Annotated in this window: 14 protein-coding genes; 8 read left to right on the top strand and 6 right to left on the bottom strand. The window is 30.2% G+C overall.

Annotated elements, in window-relative coordinates; translation table 11 throughout:
* Positions 1-7: 7 nt before the first annotated feature.
* From CCUN_RS06540 to CCUN_RS06525, 4 genes are read left to right on the top strand one after another with little or no spacing between them, the layout of a single operon-like run.
* Positions 8-2338 carry a PEP-utilizing enzyme gene (locus tag CCUN_RS06540; protein WP_027306016.1) on the top strand — a complete coding sequence of 777 codons (2331 nt, stop codon included), beginning with the start codon at positions 8-10 and terminating at the stop codon, positions 2336-2338.
* Complete coding sequence (locus CCUN_RS06535; protein WP_027306015.1) at positions 2329-2937, top strand: gamma-glutamyl-CDP-amidate hydrolase; 609 nt, start codon at positions 2329-2331, stop codon at positions 2935-2937. The genes CCUN_RS06540 and CCUN_RS06535 overlap by 10 nt, the downstream gene beginning before the upstream one ends.
* A 2-nt stretch (positions 2938-2939) precedes the next feature.
* Complete coding sequence (locus tag CCUN_RS06530; RefSeq protein WP_027306014.1) at positions 2940-3698, top strand: phosphocholine cytidylyltransferase family protein; 759 nt, start codon at positions 2940-2942, stop codon at positions 3696-3698.
* Entirely contained in the window at positions 3695-4975 is a 1281-nt protein-coding gene (locus CCUN_RS06525) for a DUF2972 domain-containing protein (protein WP_027306013.1), read from the top strand. The genes CCUN_RS06530 and CCUN_RS06525 overlap by 4 nt, the downstream gene beginning before the upstream one ends.
* A gap of 354 nt (positions 4976-5329) precedes the next feature.
* Here CCUN_RS06525 and CCUN_RS06520 read toward each other — a convergent pair whose 3' ends face one another.
* From CCUN_RS06520 to CCUN_RS06505, 4 genes are read right to left on the bottom strand one after another with little or no spacing between them, the layout of a single operon-like run.
* Complete coding sequence (locus CCUN_RS06520; RefSeq protein WP_027306012.1) at positions 5330-5536, bottom strand: hypothetical protein; 207 nt, start codon at positions 5534-5536, stop codon at positions 5330-5332.
* Position 5537: 1 nt separating this feature from the next.
* Complete coding sequence (locus CCUN_RS06515; RefSeq protein ID WP_027306011.1) at positions 5538-6215, bottom strand: purine nucleoside phosphorylase YfiH/LACC1 family protein; 678 nt, start codon at positions 6213-6215, stop codon at positions 5538-5540.
* Positions 6179-6787, bottom strand: a complete 609-nt coding sequence (locus tag CCUN_RS06510; RefSeq protein ID WP_027306010.1) for a riboflavin synthase — start codon at positions 6785-6787, stop codon at positions 6179-6181. The genes CCUN_RS06515 and CCUN_RS06510 overlap by 37 nt, the downstream gene beginning before the upstream one ends.
* Before the next feature lie 9 nt (positions 6788-6796).
* A complete protein-coding gene (locus tag CCUN_RS06505; RefSeq protein ID WP_027306009.1) occupies positions 6797-9322 on the bottom strand; it encodes an AsmA family protein in 2526 nt (841 codons plus the stop codon).
* A gap of 166 nt (positions 9323-9488) precedes the next feature.
* Between CCUN_RS06505 and groES the strand changes: the two genes are divergently transcribed.
* The 3 genes from groES (at position 9489) to CCUN_RS06490 (ending at position 13828) form a co-directional block, all read left to right on the top strand.
* Positions 9489-9749: a co-chaperone GroES gene (gene groES / locus CCUN_RS06500; RefSeq protein WP_027306008.1), complete on the top strand. Its 261-nt coding sequence runs from the start codon at positions 9489-9491 to the stop codon at positions 9747-9749.
* An 11-nt stretch (positions 9750-9760) separates the two neighbouring features.
* The gene (groL, locus tag CCUN_RS06495) at positions 9761-11398 is read left to right on the top strand and encodes a chaperonin GroEL (RefSeq protein WP_027306007.1); all 1638 of its coding nucleotides are present in this window, start codon (positions 9761-9763) and stop codon (positions 11396-11398) included.
* 498 nt (positions 11399-11896) lie between these two features.
* Positions 11897-13828 (top strand): DUF2972 domain-containing protein, encoded by a 1932-nt coding sequence (locus CCUN_RS06490; protein WP_164502911.1) that lies wholly within the window; start codon positions 11897-11899, stop codon positions 13826-13828.
* A gap of 21 nt (positions 13829-13849) precedes the next feature.
* Here the strand turns inward: CCUN_RS06490 and CCUN_RS06485 are convergent, their stop codons facing one another.
* Together CCUN_RS06485 and dccR are read right to left on the bottom strand one after the other, a co-directional pair.
* Positions 13850-15082 carry a sensor histidine kinase gene (locus CCUN_RS06485; RefSeq protein ID WP_027305360.1) on the bottom strand — a complete coding sequence of 411 codons (1233 nt, stop codon included), beginning with the start codon at positions 15080-15082 and terminating at the stop codon, positions 13850-13852.
* The gene (gene dccR / locus CCUN_RS06480; protein WP_027305361.1) at positions 15069-15737 is read right to left on the bottom strand and encodes a two-component system response regulator DccR; all 669 of its coding nucleotides are present in this window, start codon (positions 15735-15737) and stop codon (positions 15069-15071) included. The genes CCUN_RS06485 and dccR overlap by 14 nt, the downstream gene beginning before the upstream one ends.
* A 124-nt stretch (positions 15738-15861) precedes the next feature.
* On the opposite strand from dccR, the gene CCUN_RS06475 reads away from it, so the two are divergent.
* A complete protein-coding gene (locus tag CCUN_RS06475; RefSeq protein WP_027305362.1) occupies positions 15862-16461 on the top strand; it encodes a bacteriohemerythrin in 600 nt (199 codons plus the stop codon).
* Positions 16462-16886: the final 425 nt, after the last annotated feature.

Raw genomic sequence — 16886 nt, 5'->3', positions numbered from 1 at the left:
AAACAAAATGCTTCAATTTCAAACCAAAGGCAGAAATTTAAAAGCCTTGCAAAATAAACTCAAATCCGCTAAGGTTTTACCTTTGGTGCTTACTTCCCTAAGGGCTTTAGAAAAAAATACAAGTCAAATTTTAAGGGATATTGAAATTTTACAAGCTAAAAAACTCATCATTCGCTCCTCATCTCAAAATGAAGACAGCTCCAAAAATTCAAATGCTGGAGCTTTCCTAAGTCTTGCAAATATCGAGGCAACGGATAAAAAAGCCCTGCTTGAAGCCCTTAAAAAAGTGGGGAATTCTATGCCTTCAAAAGATGATGAAATTCTCATCCAACCTATGCTAGAGCATATTAGCTTATGTGGAGTGGGTTTTAGCGTCGATAAAGATAATTTTTCTCCCTATTTTTGTCTTCAATATGATGAAAATGGCTCAAATCATTCTATAACCGATGGTTCAAGCAAAAATGCGGTGAGTTATTTTCATTATAGAGAATCTTTGGAATTTAAAGATGAAAAAACTCGAAAGATTATTGAATTGATTAAAGAATTAGAAAAACTTTTTTCTTGTAATTTTTTAGACATAGAATTTGCTTTTGCTCGATTAGGTTTAAAAGAAGAATTATTTTGTTTGCAGGTGCGTCCTTTGGTTATGCAAAATAAAATCAATCTTTTTAATGCCTTACCCAAAAAAGCTTTGGAGAAATTTCAAAAACGTTTTCAATCTCTACAAATTGCAAGACCGAGAATTTTAGGCGATAAAGCACTTTTTGGTGTGATGCCTGATTGGAATCCTGCTGAAATTATAGGTTTGCGTCCTAAAAGATTGGCTTTAAGTCTTTATAAGGAGATTATTACGGATAATATTTGGGCTTATCAAAGGGACAATTACGGATACAGAGATTTAAGGTCTCACCCTCTTATCCATTCTTTTTTAGGAATTCCTTATATTGATGTAAGACTTTCTTTTAATTCTTTTATCCCTGAAAATTTAGACGAAAAAATCGCTTCAAAACTCGTTAATTATTATTTGCAAAAACTTGATTTAAATCACGAACTTCACGATAAAATCGAATTTGAAATCGTATATTCTTGTTATGATTTTAATTTACCAAATAAACTTAAAGAACTTTTAAATTTTGGTTTCAATGAAAATGAGATTAAAAGAATTGAATTCTCGCTTTTAGAACTTACAAAATCCATCATCGATCCAGCAAAAGGACTTTATCTTAAGGACATACAAAAGGCAAAAATTTTGCATAAAAAATACGAAGAAATCACAAATTCAAAATTTTCTTTAATTGATAAAATTTATTGGCTCTTAGAAGAATGCAAAAGATATGGCACTTTGCCTTTTGCTGGGGTTGCAAGGGCTGGATTTGTTGCTATGGCTATGCTTAATTCTTTAGTCGAAATTGGCTTTTTTAGCAAAGAGGATAAAAATGCTTTTTTAAATTCCTTGCAAACTATCAGCAAAACTTTAAGTCGAAGCACTCATAATTTAAACCTTAATAACAAAAAAGAATTTTTACAAAAATATGGGCATCTTAGAGCCGGCACTTATAATATTTTATCACCCCGATATGATGAGGGATTTGAAAATTATTTTGAGCTTAAAAATGAAAAATCGCCCCTAAAGCAAGAACCTTCTTTTAAGCTCAATTCTAAAAAGAAAAAAGCCTTAGAATCTTTACTGAAAGAACATGGATTAAACAGCAATGCAAGTGAGTTTTTAAGCTTTTTAAAACTCGCAATTGAAGGAAGAGAGCTTGTTAAATTTGATTTTACAAAATTACTTTCAAAGGCAATTTCTTATATTGAGGAGCTTGGAAATTATTATAATATCGATAAAGAAGATATGGCACATTTGGATATAAAAAGTTTGCTTAATCTGTATTCTAGTGTTTATTCTAAAAATCCTAAAGAGCAGTTTTTAGAGGAGATAAAATACTATAAAAAAGAATATGAGCTGACTTTAGCCTTAAAACTTCCTTCTTTATTGAGTCAAGCTTCTCAAATTTTTTCTTTCTTTACCAGCCGTATTTTACCAAATTTCATCACTCAAAAAAGCATTATAGCACCGATTGCAAGAGAGAATGAAAGCGATTTGGAGGGTAAGATAGTTTTGATTGCTTCGGCTGATCCGGGTTATGATTATTTATTTAGCAAAAAGATTGCGGGGCTTGTTACTTGCTATGGGGGAGCAAATTCTCATATGGCGATTAGAGCTTCTGAACTCGCTCTTCCTGCAGTCATCGGCGTGGGTGAATTTGCGTTCAATCAATACCTAAAAGCAAACAAACTCCGCATTGAATGTGAAAGTGAGCAAATCTTTTGTTTATAGGAATCACTCAAAGACTTATTTTAAATGAAAGCTATTATGAAGAAAGAGAAGCTTTGGCACTTGATTGGGGTAAGTTATTTGCACATTCAAATTTATTGAAAGATTTTTTACCTCTGCCTTTAAGTTATGAATTTCCTTTTAATCTTTATAAAAAACACTTAAAAGCTGTAATTTTAAGCGGGGGAAATGATTTAAATTGTTATAATCCTAATGCTTTATCTCTAAAAAGAGATGCTTATGAAAATGAGATTATAAAACATTGTTTGCGAGATGAAATTCCGCTTTTAGGCATTTGTAGAGGAGCACAAATCATAGCTCACTTTTTCAACTCCACTCTTATATCTTGTCAAAATCACACTCAAGAACATCATATCATTAACACTCAAGGTGAAACATTTAAGGTTAATTCTTTTCATAATTATGCGATTGAAAAACTTGGCAAAGATTTAAGCCCACTTTTTTTTGCAGAAGATGAGACCATAGAAGCTTTTAAGCACAAAAATGCTAAAATTTACGGCTTAATGTGGCATATTGAGAGAAAAGAAGGTTTGAATGAAAATACCTTACTTAAAGAATGGCTTGAAAGTATAAGGAGATAAAGATGAAAGCTTTAATTTTAGCAGCAGGTTTTGGTTCAAGACTTATGCCCTTAACGCAAAATGAGCCTAAATGTATGGTGAAATATCAAGGCAAAAGACTTATTGACTATGAAATCGAGGCTTTAAAAGAAGCTAAAATCGAAGAAATAGCTGTTGTGGGCGGGTATTTATTTGACACTTTAAAAACTTTCTTAAAGCAAAATCATGGGATAGAAAAAATCTATCAAAACAAAAATTACGCTCAAACAAATATGGTCAGCACACTTTTTTGTGCAAGAGAATTTTTAGAACTTTGTTTGAAAGAAAAACAAGATTTGATTGTATCTTATGCGGATATTGTGTATTTTAAAGAGACAATTTTAAAGCTTAAAAATGAAAAAGAATCTTTGGCTATCGTTGTGGATAAGGCTTGGCGTAGTCTTTGGGAAAAAAGATTTAAAAATCCTTTAGAAGACGCTGAAACTCTCAAACTTAAGGATTCTTATATAGTAGAGCTTGGCAAAAAAGCTAAAGATTACGATGAAATTCAAGCTCAATACATAGGGCTTTTCAAATTTTCTGCCTCATTCTTAGCTGAAGTCTTACATTTTTATGATACTTTGGATAAAAATGCAATTTACGATGGAAAAGATTTTGATAATATGTACATGACGAGTTTTTTACAAGCTTTGATTGATAAAATCAAACCCGCAAAAGCGGTTGAAATTTATGGAAATTGGCTTGAAATTGATTTTAAAAAAGATTTGGAGATACAAATATGAAAGAATCAAAAGGTTTTTATATCCTTAAAAATCAAGGATTGAAAGTATTTTTAGCATACAAATTTAAGAAAATAAAATATCAAGTAAAAAGAATTCAAAATCACATTTATGCTTTAGATTTTAATAAAAGCCTACCACAAAATTATAAATTTGTAGTTTTTCTTACTCATTTAAGCGGACATGCCGCCTTTCAAACCTTTTTCAAACTTTGTGGCTTAAATTCCATTTGCTTAATCAATTCAAATGGTAAATTTCTTTACTCTGAGGTTAAAAAGGATTTTCAAAAAAATGCATCTAGGGATTTAAAGAATAATTATTGTATTATATATAATTATGGCAATAAACATTTTAATATTAAATATTTTTCTTATGTCAGCAAACTCATTAATAATACTCAATTATTAATTCTAACTCGAGACCCTATCTCTAGAATGAAAACTGCGGTCAATCACGGAAGTCTTCGTTTAAATCAAATGGGATTTAAAGAAGGTTTCCTTTCATCTAAAGAAATATCCCTAAAAGACAAGCCTTATGAAATTTTAGATAGAATTTGCTATGCGGGGGGGGGGATTAAACCTGATATAAGTAAAGAAAATTTTAAAAATGTCAGTTTTAGATACTTCACTCTACTCAAACCTTTCTTAAAGCCAGAGCTTAATCATAAAATTGTTTATATTGACATGCAAGAATTAATACCTCAAAAAGCCTTTGAAACGATGAAAAATTTAGCCAAAGAGCTAGATTTTACGCCACCAAAAGAAGAAGATAAAGAAAAATTCTCTCAAATTTTTTGGAATAAATTTCAATTTCTCTTGCCCACGATTTTAAAAATTACAAAAAATGATTTCGCTGTGCTTAAAAAAGATTTAAGAATTAAACTTTGTGAAAGATATTTTAAGGATTTAGATTGTGTAGATTTAAAAGAGGAGTTGATAGAGAAGGATACAGCTTTTTACGAGGAGATTGCTATTTTAGTTAATGCCGAAGATTTAAAAATCATCAAAGCCCATCAAGAAATCCAAGAAAAACTTAAGATTTATCTTAAAGAATTCTTTAAAGCTTTAGAATATTGGGTGAATTTTAAACTTCAAAATCAAATCAAAGAAGAGCAAATTCTCATCTATCTTAAAGAAAATAAAATTTTAAGAAAAAAACTCAAACAAATTTTAGATGAGGAACTCGCACATATAAAAATTCATCGTCCGGATATCGTTGCTTCTTGGAAGTATTATAATGAGTTTGAAAAAATATGCGAGGAATTGGATAAAATTCAATAAAAAATTCTTAACATGATAAAAAACTATGGCTAAAACTCAATTGAATTTAAAATCAAGGTTTTTAAATCGAGCATTTTTGTTTTTAAATATAAATGTTTGATTTGGACTCAATCACTCTCATTTTAATTTATTTTATATTCATTATTTTGCATTGAGGAGTAAAAAAGAGGGGACTTTAAGTCATGCTAAGAGCTTAAATCATCAATAAAATAATCATTTAAAAACGCATATATTTTTAAATTTTTTATAAGGTTCTATTGATGTTTTAAGATTTGAAAATTTCTAAAAATATGATTAAACACAGCGTAACAATTGACTAAAATACAAGCTCTTTTTGAAAAATCATTAAAAAGGCTATTTATTACTCAAAAGGGCTTTGTCTTTAGTTGCAATTAAAGAATTTAAAATAAGCACAACTTCCTCTCTTTCTTCTAAAGAAAGTTTGCACAATTGAGTATTAATAAGCTGTGTAAGCAAATCTTCATTCAGCAAATCTTCATCTCCAAATTCTCTTGCTTTTTGTAAGATTTTAAGCACTCTTAAATCTTTTTTTTCATACATTTTAAGCCTTTAAAACAATCACACTTGCAAAACGTTGGGTGCTTTTTTCTCTTCGATAAGAAAAAAAATTTTTATTTTCAAAACTACAAATTCCTATATCTATAATATTTTTAATACCAAGTTCCCTTGCTTGAGCCTTAACCAAAGCTTTTAAATCAAGTTTTTTATCCCTTACAAAATCTTTAAAATTTTTTAAAGCAAATTCCAAAACTTCTCCGTCAATTTCGTAATTCTTAGCACAAATTCCAACAGATATAAAAAGATGAAAATCATAATGATAAGAATTGGGATATAAGGAGTGAATTTTATCGACGCAGTTTTTTAAAATATTGCCAAAACTTCCCTTTCTGCCAGAATGTAAGGCTGCTATGACTCCGCTTTCATTCCATAAAAGCAAAGGCAAACAATCCGCACTTAAAACGCAAAGGGCTGTATTTTTACGCACACTGATGAGTCCATCGCAAGAAAAATGACCTAAATTTTCATCATAATTTTCAACTTGATTGGAATGAATTTGATTCATAAAGACACATTCTTTTATGTCTTTGCAATAATCTTTAAATAAATTTTCTCGATGAATCTTAGCACGATAGACATTATAATCTTTGTCGTAAGCACAAAAAACGCTGATTTTATCATTGTCTAATACAGATAAGAAATTCTCTCCACTTCTTCCCATGAAATTCCTTTTTTATACTCAAATCGAGCGTCAATATATCTTGAAAGCAAATCACTTTCCACATTAATCCTGCGTCCTATTTTATAGCTTTGAAATAAGGTTTCTCTAAAAGTTAAAGGTATGATTGTAACACGAATGCCTTCTTTTAACACTTCGTTGATGGTTAAACTCACGCCATCAATTCCTACACTGCCTTTATTTGCCATAAATTTCATACCTTGTTGAGGTAAGCTGATAAAAAAATCAATCCCATTTTCATCTTTTTGAATTTTTTCAAGTCTTCCTAACATATCAATGTGTCCTTGCATTAAATGCCCATCGATTCTATCGCCAAATTTTAAGGCCGGTTCTATATGCACCTTATGCTTTAAATTTTCTGTGGCAATATGAGTTCTGCTTTCTTTTGAAAGCTCTACATCAAAGCCATTAGCATTGATTTTTATCACACTCAAACAAGCTCCATTGACCGCTATGCTATCGCCCAAATTAGGGCGATAATGTGCTTTTAGGCTTAAGATGTGATTGTTATAGAATTTAACTTCAGCAATTTCTCGAATGAGTCCATTAAACACTTTAATTTCCTAAAAGATTTTTTTTAAAAGTTTATTGACGGGCTTGTTTTCTTTATGAGAATTTGATTCTTGACCACCTATAACATTTTTAAGGGTATTAACTACGCTTTTTGTATCAAGCTTAACTTTAGGATTTTCACTTGTTCCTGTAATAACTCCTTTAAAATCTGCTCTATCAAGTTTGGCTTCAAAAGGCACATTTAAAGTCCCATTTTTTGAGTTAAAATTCCCTTTTGCAATCTGTATATTACTCCTTTGAGCTTGCATGTTAAGATTAAAATCAATCAATTCTTTACGGATTGTCGCATCAGCCTTTGCAGTATGGAAAACATCATCAGTAATGTCTTTAAGAGTGATGAGCTTAATAGCGTTTGTAATGGCATTTTGCTTGAGTCTTCCTTCTTTCATATTTAAATTCACTTGACCATTTTCACTCAAAAGATTATAATTCACATTAAGACTTGCCCGACCTTGATATATATCGCTTAAATCGAAGCTTTTTGTCAAATTTGATAATTCCACATCAGTTAAATTTGCATTTAAAACATTGTTTTTTAAGGTGCTATCAAGTTTTCCTTCAAATAAATTTTCACTCTTAATCGAAGCATTTATACCTTTGTCAAAGTCTAATTTTCCATTAAATAAAGCTTTTCCGCTTAATTTTCTATCAAGCAAAAAGCCTAGTTTTGAAAAATCACTCACATCAAGGACAAAATCTGAATTTAAAAGAATTTTATTGATGTCAAAACTTCCTTTAAAATGCGTCAAATTTGCAAGACTTGATTTTAAGGAGCTGTCGAAATTCGCTATATTGTTTTTGAGATTAATATCTGCTTTTAAATCATATGAAGTATTGTTTGGAAATTTTTTCTCCAAAATTTTACTCAAAGTTGTAGCATTTAAAAGCCCTTTGGCTTCTAAATTGACATTTCCGTTAAGATTTTTAAAATCAATGCTGTTTAAATGCCCTTTAGCATTGATGAGTCCGTTTGCATAATTTGGCATTCCGGTTATAACAAAAAGCTTTTCTAAATCAAGTTTTGAAATGTCTAAATCCAAAGTTTTTCCATTTGAATTTGCCTTTATGCTTCCACCTGCTAAATTAAAATCAGCATTTAAATTTTGGATATTTGAGCCGATAAGATGAGCCTTTGAATCAAGGGCTAAATTTCCTTGTAATTTTTGTCCGCTCAAAGCATTAAATTGCGATAAATCATCGATAAAAGCTTGTGTATCGACTTTAAGCTCGTTGTTATTGAGATTATAAGTGCCATTAAGTTTTTTGATATTTAATAAATTTGAAGCCAAAAGTGCATTATAATCAATCACTCCATTTTTAGCGTTTGCTTTTGCATCTAAACTGAAAGAATTGTTTGGAAAATCAAGTTTTGTAAGCCTTTTAATCTCGCTAGGATTGATTTTAGCATTGTTGATTTGAGCCACAGCATTAAAATTTTTAAAATCAAGCCCCATACTTTGCAAATGAGCATTTAAATTTCCTTGAGCTAAAGAGCCATAACCTGCAAGAGCTAAAAGTCTTTCAAGCTTAACATCTTTGAGTAAAGCGACGAGTTTATTGTCTTTTAAACTTGCATTAACATCTCCACCAAGTCCATCAATGCTTGCATCAAGAGTGTTTAAAGCATTGTTTAAAAGACTCAAATTTCCCATCACATTCAAGGCTCCATTTAATTTTGTTTGAGTTAAGCTTTCAAGTTTTGCTAAATTAGGAATTTTAAGCTCAAAATCTGTGTTTAAGGTATTTTTAGTCAAGTCATAAAGGGTTTTTTGAGTTTGTAAATTAAGATAATCATTGCTTGTTTTGCTCACAGCATAAATTTGATTTTCCTTAATGGTCGCTAAAATTTCAGAATTTAATTCTGATTTTTTAGGCAAATCGATACCAAAATCTTTTTTTATCTGCTCATAGTTGATACTATTAGTATAAAGTTTTATGATAGCATTTCCATCAGGTTTTAAATCTTTGGCTTCAATTTTTGCCATTATATCAATATTTCCTTTGAGATATTCATTTGAATTCAAAAGATGTTCTATGTCTTCTATTTTTAGATTTTTTGCATCTAAATTTAAAGCAATCGGAGAATAATTATAAATTCTTGAGTCTAAAAGTACATGAGAGCCTAAGAGATAGCCCTTGCCATTAACGATAAAATCGCTCGCTTTACCTTTAATATCACCTTGAAATTCTAAGTTTTTATCTAAATTTAAGCCCATAGTTTTTGCATAATTTTTATCAAAATTTATAAGATAGGATAAATCAAAACCTAAACTTAGAAGGCTCAAATTTCCTTCCAAATTAAGTTTAGCCAAATCAGCTAAACTTGCCTCTAAATTCAAAGAAGAAAAACGCAAGTCAAAACGTGTGATATTGAGGTCAAGTCCCGTGTTTTGCTTGATTTTATTTTGTGCATAGTTCGCAACAATACCATTACCAAAACTTGTAAAAAGTAGGGTGTAAATGGCAACAAGAAGCACCAAAATCAGGACGAGAAAGCCGTAGAGAATTTTTTTCATTTTAAATCCTTTAGTAAATTTTATAAACTATATTTAGTCATATAGGCTAAAGTTTTGTTAATATTTTTACTTAAAGTATTGACAAAACTCATTTTTTTTAGTAGAATTCTAGCACTCAAAAATTTACAGAGTGTAAAAAATAAAAAATTTATCAAGGACGGACAAAATGAATTTTCAACCTTTAGGTAAAAGAGTTTTAGTTAAACGCACTGAAGAAACTAAAACCACAGCTTCTGGGATTATTATACCAGATAACGCTAAAGAAAAACCTTTAGTGGGAGAAGTCGTTGCAGTGAGCAAAGAAGTGCAAGATATATCCAAAAAAGATAAAATCATATTTACAAAATATGGTGGAACAGAGATAAAACTAGATGATAAAGAATATTTAGTTTTAAATTTGGACGATATTTTAGGAATTTTAAAATAAAAGGATAAAAAATGGCAAAAGAAATTATTTTTTCAGATGAAGCAAGAAATAAACTTTTTGAAGGCGTTAAAAAACTCAATGATGCTGTAAAAGTAACTATGGGACCAAGAGGACGCAATGTTTTAATACAAAAAAGTTTTGGTGCTCCAAGCATTACAAAAGACGGAGTGAGTGTGGCTAAAGAAGTAGAGCTTAAAGATTCTTTAGAAAACATGGGAGCTTCTTTAGTGAGAGAAGTTGCAAGTAAGACAGCTGACCAAGCAGGAGATGGCACAACAACAGCAACGGTTTTAGCCCATGCTATTTTTAAGGAAGGCTTAAGAAATATTACAGCGGGAGCAAATCCTATTGAGGTTAAACGCGGTATGGATAAAGCTTGCGAAGCGATTATAACAGAACTTAAAAAACTTTCCAGAGAAGTTAAAGACAAGAAAGAAATCGCTCAAGTTGCTACTATATCAGCAAATTCAGATGAAAAAATCGGAACTTTAATTGCTGATGCTATGGAAAAAGTAGGAAAAGATGGTGTTATAACCGTTGAAGAGGCAAAATCAATCAATGACGAACTCAATGTGGTCGAAGGTATGCAATTTGATAGAGGCTATTTAAGCCCTTATTTCATCACGAATGCCGATAAAATGCAAGTTGAGCTTTCAAGCCCTTATATTTTGCTCTATGATAAAAAAATCACAAATTTAAAGGATTTATTGCCTATTTTAGAGCAAATTCAAAAGACCGGCAAACCTCTTTTAATCGTTGCTGAAGATATAGAGGGTGAAGCTCTTGCAACCTTAGTTGTCAATAAACTTCGCGGAGTTTTAAATATATCAGCTGTTAAGGCTCCGGGCTTTGGAGATAGAAGAAAGGCTATGCTTGAAGATATAGCGATTTTAACAGGGGGAGAAGTTATCTCTGAAGAGCTTGGAAGAACTTTAGAAAGTGCTACTATACAAGATTTAGGACAGGCTTCAAGCGTTATAATCGATAAAGACAATACAACCATTGTTAATGGACTAGGAAAGAAAGCAGCAATTAAGGCAAGAGTTGGTCAAATCAAAACTCAAATTGCTGAAACAACTTCAGATTATGATAAAGAAAAATTACAAGAAAGACTTGCAAAACTTAGTGGCGGGGTTGCTTTGATTAAAGTGGGTGCAGCAACTGAAACCGAAATGAAAGAGAAAAAAGATCGCGTTGATGATGCTTTAAGTGCTACTAAAGCAGCAGTTGAAGAAGGTATCGTTATCGGTGGTGGGGCAGCATTTATCAAGGCTAAGGCTAAAATCAAACTCAATGTCAAAGGAGATGAAGCTATAGGTGCAGCTATTGTGGAAAGGGCTTTAAGAGCACCTTTGAGACAAATTGCTGAAAATGCAGGTTTTGATGCAGGTGTTGTTGTCAATACCATTGAAAATTCCAAAGAAGAAAATTTAGGGTTTGATGCAGCCAAAGCTGAATATGTTGATATGTTTAAAGCTGGAATCATTGACCCGGTAAAAGTTGAAAGAATTGCATTGTTGAATGCTGTTTCTGTTGCAAGTATGCTTTTAACAACAGAAGCGACAATCAGTGAAATTAAAGAAGAAAAGTCAGCTATGCCTGATATGAGCGGTATGGGCGGAATGGGTGGCATGGGCGGAATGATGTAAGCCCAAAATTTTATCAGCAAGAAAATTTTCTTGCTGATTTTCTCTCTAAAATTCTATTCTTTTTTATAATACCCTTAAAATATTACAATCTATTTTTTTTAATGAATCAAACTATCACCCCCCCCCCATTCTATAAAATCAATAAAAAAATTTCATAAAATATCTTTTTTATTTAATCCCTTGCATTTGTTTTTTTTTTTTTTGATACAATAAGCTTTTTGTTTTTATTAAAATCTTTTTCATCAAGATGTTTCAAGGCATAAACATTCATTGAAAGCACTTAAGTATGCATAAAATAGCATAGCTTTGTAAAAGCAAAGACTAAAGATAAAAGCTTTTTTAAAAATAAAGACTCATCATCCCTGTAGGGCTAAAGATAAGAGCTTTGTGTATTTTGCTAAGGGATGAAGCAATTTCAATCAACAAAGTCTATGAAAGCTTCATTAAAAAGATGAAAAGAATTTAAAAACAAAACACATTATTATATAAAGGATGAAAATGCAAAAGGCTCATTGTGCTGTTTTAAGAATCAAAGATTGTCTCTCTTATCGTTTAGGACAGGCTCTTATTGATTATGATAAAAATGGGGGGGGGCTTTGTCTTTTAATCAAAAAGCTCTATCATATCAGTAAAACTCATCAAAGAACTCAAAGACTCTACAAAGATTTCATCTCTCTTTATCCCCATCTTAAATATCCTGCTTTAGAACAATGCAGTGATTATGAAGAGGCTTTAAGATATAAATATCATCTGTCTTATCTCTTAGGACAAGCCTTGATTAAGGCTCATAAATCTTGGTATAGGGGTGGGTATTTAAAACTCTACACTTCAATCAAAGATGCTCGTAAGATTTATAAAGAATTCAAACAATTCATTCAAGACCATCAAGACTTTAAACTCAATAACTCTTCTCTTATTCTTATCTTTGAAAATAAAGAATTCATCAATGATGAGGAATATAAAAATTATCTCACATTCTTACTGCAACATCTAAACCCTAAACAAAAACAAGAATTCATTAAACTCTTATTCTCTTTACCAAATTCAAATTCTTTATTGAAAGAGTTTAAAGAATTATTTGAGGAATTTAAAGATTATGAAGCCTTACTTGTTGTTTTAAAACATAATATCTCCTTTCATCTTCAATTCATCAATAACAATTTAACTCTCATCAAAGAATGGCTTCATTCAAAAGAATTCAAAGAAAAATACCTTGATACAAAACATCCTTATCCCTCTTTGCTTAATCCTTTAAAGCTTGATTATGAGAGTGTGGATGCTGAATTAGCTTGGGATATGAATGTGCCTTTGCCTGATTTATATCAATTTATATTTGTCCTCATACACGGGGCTGGAACGACGAGTATGACTCATTTTTTAAGATTGTGCGGAGTGAGTTTAAACAGACATTGGGGAAATGCGGATTTTCAATATAAACAATCTTATCAAATGCTTTTGAATAATAAAAATAATTATAATGCTATCATTGTATCTGGCAGTAATTTTGATGGTAGGAGAGATAAGATGATAGCTCTTTGTGATAAAAGCTGTCCTGTTTTATGTGTGGTTAGGGATCCTATATCTGTTTTTAAACATTTGTTTAATCATAGAACATTCTCTCCTAGCCGTGATAAATACTTACTCGATAAACAACCTTTAAGAAATTTTGGGCTTGAAACTCCTATGCAAGATTTATTTGACTTTGAAATTTATACGCGAATTAAATCCTTAGAACTTTCAGTTCAAATTCAAAATCACGCTAAGGCAAATTTTCCAGAATCTTTATGTCGTATTAATCATTTTCTCAATCAAGCAAGTAGAATTTATTATATCCCTATGGAGAATATACTACCTCCCAAAACTTATGACACTCTATTATTTTTAAGCAAAGAACTTGGTTTTAACAAGCCTCAAAGACTTGTGGAATTTGAAAGAAGAATCAATTCTGCAAATTACTATAGCAATGCTATTTTTTTCCCAAAAATCTTTAAAATTTTAAATTCACATAATAATCCTATTCATTTAGAAATTACTTTAGAACAAAATGGAAAGGAAAAAGACTTTGTTGAGTGCATAAAACTTTTTTCTCAAAGTATTTTTTTAATTGATAAAATTAAAGCCAGAGTTTATTGTTTAAAAGAACAATTTATTTTATTGAATGAGGAAAAAAATTTATTAGATAAGGTAAAAAGCTATCTTAAAGAATACTTTATAAAAATGGAAGAATTTTATCGCGAGGAAGAAACAAAACTCATTAATGAAAAAGATATTTTAGAGGAATTTAAAAAAGATAAAACCCCCGCTTTAATTTTCAAAAGACAGCTTGATAAAGAATACGCTCATCTTAAACAAGTGCATCCGGATATTGTCGCTTCTTGGAACTATTATAATGAATTTGAAAAGATATGCGAGGAGTTTGATAAGCATTGATTAAATTCTTTGAAGATGAAATCACCATTCTAAAGTGAAAGTGCTTCCTTGATTTTCATTTGAAGTGCAAGAAATGGTGATTTTATTTTCATCGCAAATTCTTTTTACCAAAGAAAGTCCTATGCCAAATCCACCTTGATCGGTATTAAATCTCGTATAACGTTCAAAAATATTTTTTAAATTTTCTTTAGCAATACCACAACCATTATCGCTAATTTTTAGGGAATTTTCTTTAAGTTCTATGATGATTTTTCCGCCTTTTTTATTGTATTTAATCGCGTTGCTTAGGAGATTGTCAAAAAGCTTTGAAATTTCAATTTTACTTGCAAATAGAGTGCTTTTTTGATTTAAATCGCTTTTAAGCTCTATCTTTTTTTGCTCAAAAAAAGCTTTGAAATATTCTAGTCTTTCTAAGATTAAATCCTTTAATAATAATTCTTCTTTTTCCCCTTTAAGTGTGTGTGAAAAATTAGAAAAAACTAAGTCTGAATAAACTTGATTGAGAGTTTTTGCCGCAAGTTTAATGCGAGAAAATTTAGTGTTAGAATCAAAAATATTTTGTTTTTCAAGTTGCTCTATACTCATTAAAATTACGCTCAATGGGGTGTTGATTTCATGTGTGGAGTCTTTGATGAAGCGATTGAGTGTGTTGATTTTATCTTCTAAAGGTTTAAGGGATATACGCACTAAAAAATATGCTATCACACCAAGCAAAATAAAAGCTAATAAAGCAAAACCAAAAACTTTAATCCTTATCAAAAACAAATCTTTCATAATATCATCGCCTTGTATGATGATTTGAAGTTCATCGTCGGTGTTTTGATTAGAATTTTCTGCGTCTAAATTGATGTGATTTAAAAAATAATCATTAAAATTCATAGGGGCTAAGATAAAAACTTTATTTTCAAGAATTCCTTTGAGTCTTCTTTTTTTTGCTCCCTTTTTAAAATCAGATGGATTGAAATGAAAGGTTAAATTGTTAAAAAATACCTTATCTTTATTAAAAATTGCAAAATTTAAAAAATTCGAGCTTGTTGCGATATTTTTAGCACTTTGCTCTATAGGAGTGAAGCGGGAATTAAGAATGCTTGTTATAATATTTCTATGAATTTCTCTTAAAGGATTTGTTTTTGAAACGATGAGTTCATCTTTGAGTTTATCATACCATAGACTAAAAAAAATAATCAAAAAAATACCCGTTGTTGTCAAGTAAATGAGTAAAATTTGACGAATGACCTTTTTAGCTTCCAACATAGCAATAGCCTCTGTTTCTTTGGTTTGTGATTTTTTCTTTGCCTAAAATTTTACGCAAATCTTTAATATAAGCTCTAAGACTTAGCTCACTAGGCTCTTCGCCGTATTCCCAAAGCTCTTCAAAAATTTTTTCTACACTTAAGAAATGGTTTTTATTTTGCAAAAAAAGATTTAAAAGCATGGTTTCTTTTTTCGGCAAAGGGATAATTTTATCAAAATGATAAAGATTTTGAGAGGTTAAAGAAAATTTAAATCCCTCGCCCAATTCTTCAAAATCCTCTTTTTTATGTGAAAATCCTCGTTTGAGTAAGGACTTAATACGAATTCCAAGTTCAGCCAACTCAAAAGGTTTGCGTATATAATCATCACAACCCGAATCAAAGCCTTGTTTTAAATCATCGGTTGTATTAAGAGAAGTGATGAAAATCGCAGGGGTATTTTTACCCAAAGCTCTTAGTTCTTTAAGTAAAGAAAAGCCATCGCCTCTAGGCACCTTAACATCTAAAATCCAAAGTTCATAATGCCTTTCATAAGCTAATTCTAAAGCCTCCTTTGCGTTATCACAAGCGTCGATTTCATAGCCCTCATCACTTAAATATTCTTCGATAATCTCGCACAAACTCACATCATCTTCTAAGAGTAAAATTTTTACCATTTTATTTTTATCCTTTTGTTTAAAATATTAACAAACATTTAATAAATAAAAAAATCATAATTAAAAATTTATTTAATTTGTTTTATAATATAACATAATTGTATTACAAATCAAAGGATTTAAAATGCTTCCGCTTTGGGAAAATAGTTATAGTATTTTTAATGCTAGAGTTGATGAACAGCATAAAAAGCTTTTTGACTTATGTGCTAAGGTTGAGATGATTTCTGATAAACCTGTAAGTAAGAATGAGATTAAAGAATTATTGACCGAATTTTTTAATTATATGAAATATCATTTCAGCGATGAAGAAAAATATATGCAGCTCATCGGGTATCCGGAATTAGAATCGCACCGCAAGATTCACAAAGAGATTGTTCGAAGTATGATTGATTTGATTAAAGACATTAAAACGACAAATGATTTAAAAGAGAAACTTTATAATATAGCTAAAAAATGGCTTTCAGAGCATATACTCTATGAGGATATGAAGATAGCACAATGGAGACGCTCTGCTCTTGCTTCAGATGATGGAAGTGAAATTAGTTTTGAAGAAGAGGATTTAAACGACGATGAAAAACCGATAACTTATCTTTATGTTTGCGATTGTGCAGGTAAAATGCACGATGTCCCTTATGGAATTCATCAAAAAATTACATTAAAAAATGCTAAATTTGTTTGTAAGGTATGCAAACAACCTATAAAATTTTATAAAGAATACACTTAAGAAAGCGTATAGAGAAGGTAATTTTCTAGTGTTTTAGTAGTATTTTAAAGGGATTTAAATTCTATAGTAAGTGGTGCAAAGCATTTATAATGGTATTAAAATAGCTTACAAGATTTTTTAGAAAATACAGAGGAGTAAGTTTTAGAGTTTGCTTTTCATAGACTCTAAAACTTTTGTTTAAAATTTGTTAAAAATTTATTTGATTTAAAGGCGATTGAAAAGATTTTGGTCGCTATATTATATAAAAATCATAAATAAAAAATATACTCAAAAATAAAAAAAGCATAAAAAAATTTTCAATTCATATGCGTAAAAATATAAAAATTGAGTTTTTTATATTTATTTTATCAAACTTGTCTTTTGTGAAATATGATTATTTTTAAGTTTATTAAAATTTTTAACAAAGAATTCTTTATATTTAAGAA

It is taken from the genome of Campylobacter cuniculorum DSM 23162 = LMG 24588 (assembly GCF_002104335.1).
Classification (GTDB): domain Bacteria; phylum Campylobacterota; class Campylobacteria; order Campylobacterales; family Campylobacteraceae; genus Campylobacter_D; species Campylobacter_D cuniculorum.
The sequence above is the reverse complement of the archived record's forward strand: the minus strand, read 5'-3'. Positions and strand labels throughout refer to the sequence as shown.